Source organism: Metabacillus rhizolycopersici, assembly GCF_020075705.1.
The window spans coordinates 1-1,295 of the sequence record NZ_JAIQUM010000214.1; the positions used below are offsets into that span (position 1 = coordinate 1).

Genomic DNA, 1,295 nt, shown 5'->3' on the forward strand with positions numbered 1-1,295 from the left:
GGTCATGACACCTTCGGTTGACGCACCAGACCGTTGCTCTGTCGCTTGCATTTAAGTAGAGATGAGGAAAGTCTCGGTGATGCAAGTGCAAAAAGCCTTTTTATCTTTGTCGAGGTGAGGACGGATTCCTTGTATGGTAGCAGTACAAGGATACGCACAACCTACCTTCGGGTAGAGTATTTATTGTCCGAAAGGATGGTCAACTTGGTTTATGTGTTAAACATGGATGGAAAACCACTTATGCCTTGTTCCCCTGCTATTGCAAGATTGCTATTGAAACAGGGAAAGGCAAAAGTGAAACATAGAATAGCTTTTACAATTCAATTGCTGTACAAAACAGATACAGAATACCTACAACCTTTGATGCACGGATTAGATAGTGGAAGCTCCAAAGTGGGTTCTGCTGTTTCGGATGAAAAGGGAAATGTGTTGTACATGTCACAAATTGAAATTCGCAATGATATTACGGAAAAAATGAAGCAACGTTCCAAATATAGAAGAAATAGACGTAATCGAAAAACACGTTATCGGAAAGCAAGATGGTTAAATCGTAAAAATTCTATCAAGACAGACCGTTTTTCGCCTACGATGACAAGTAAAATTCACGCTCATCTAAAAGAAATAAAGTTCGTAAAATCGATTCTTCCTATTACAAAACAAGTTGTGGAGACCGCTACCTTTGACTCACATGCTTTAAAAAACCCAGCAGTCCTCACCAACAAATGGCTGTATCAAAAAGGAATTAACTATGGATATGCCAACACAAAGGCTTATGTGTTAACAAGAGATGGATATCGTTGTCAATATTGCAAGGGGAAATCCAAAGACAAACGTTTAGAAGTACATCACATCATTTTTAGAAGTATGGGCGGTTCTGATGAAGAATCCAATCTCATTACACTTTGTAAAACATGTCATGATGCTCTCCATCGTGGAGAAGTTGAACTGAAAAAGAAAGGGAAGAAAAAGGGGCAATTGAACCACGCCACACAAATGAACAGCATTCGTATTCAATTGTTAAAACGAACGTCAGCAGAAGAAACTTTTGGTTTCATAACAAAAGAACATCGACAATTGTTAGGTTTACCGAAAGAGCACTACTTTGATGCGGTAGCAATTGCAACCACTGGCAAAGAAGTAGTGTTCAAAACGAACAAGGTCTTATGGAAAAAATGCGTTTCTGATGGCGATTATCAACAAACCAAAGGCGTTCGTAGTGAACAAGTCATTCCAACAGGGAAGCTATTTGGATTTAGAAAATTTGATAAGATTCAATACAAAGGAGAAGAATATTT

Annotated in this window: 1 protein-coding gene; it reads left to right on the forward strand. The window is 38.5% G+C overall.

Features of this window, described 5'->3' with window-relative positions; genetic code table 11:
- Positions 1-213: 213 nt before the first annotated feature.
- Positions 214-1,295, forward strand: a 1,082-nt coding sequence (gene iscB / locus K9V48_RS28055; RefSeq protein ID WP_224142319.1) for an RNA-guided endonuclease IscB, incomplete at its 3' end; no start/stop codon positions are given.